Source organism: Lederbergia sp. B243.17 (assembly GCF_057657925.1).
Genome location: NZ_JBWBKF010000002.1, coordinates 1 through 441 on the forward strand (window position 1 = coordinate 1; position 441 = coordinate 441).

The 441-nt window shown below is 42.6% G+C and carries 1 protein-coding gene; it reads left to right on the forward strand.

Going from position 1 to position 441, the window contains the following annotated elements:
• A partial coding sequence (locus tag AC0TWI_RS00040; RefSeq protein WP_488124308.1) for a transposase occupies positions 1 to 441 on the forward strand: 441 nt, incomplete at both ends.

Genomic DNA, 441 nt, shown 5'->3' on the forward strand with positions numbered 1-441 from the left:
TATGGCAGTGAACAGAATTATGATGACATTCTCTCCAATCGTGAAAGAGAGGCGCTCATCACGTACAATCAGTATCAGAAAGAGCGGAAGCGAAAATACAAACAAAATGAATTCAACTCAGCCAACTGGCCGTATGATCCAGAAACAGATTCCTATACTTGCCCGATCCAGCAGCGAGTCGTATTTAAGTACCGTTCGGTACGGACAGACAAATTCGGATTCCAACGAACGTTTAAGATCTACGAATGTGATGACTGTTCAGAGTGCCCATTCCGAACCTCATGTACGAAAGCGAAAGAGGGAAACCATCGAAAGGTACTGGTGAATGAGAAATGGGAAAAGCAAAAACAATATGTGAGAGCGAAGCTTTCAGAAGAAGAAATGGGTTCCATTTATCGTAGACGCAAAATCGACGTAGAACCATTTTTTGGATTCCTGAAG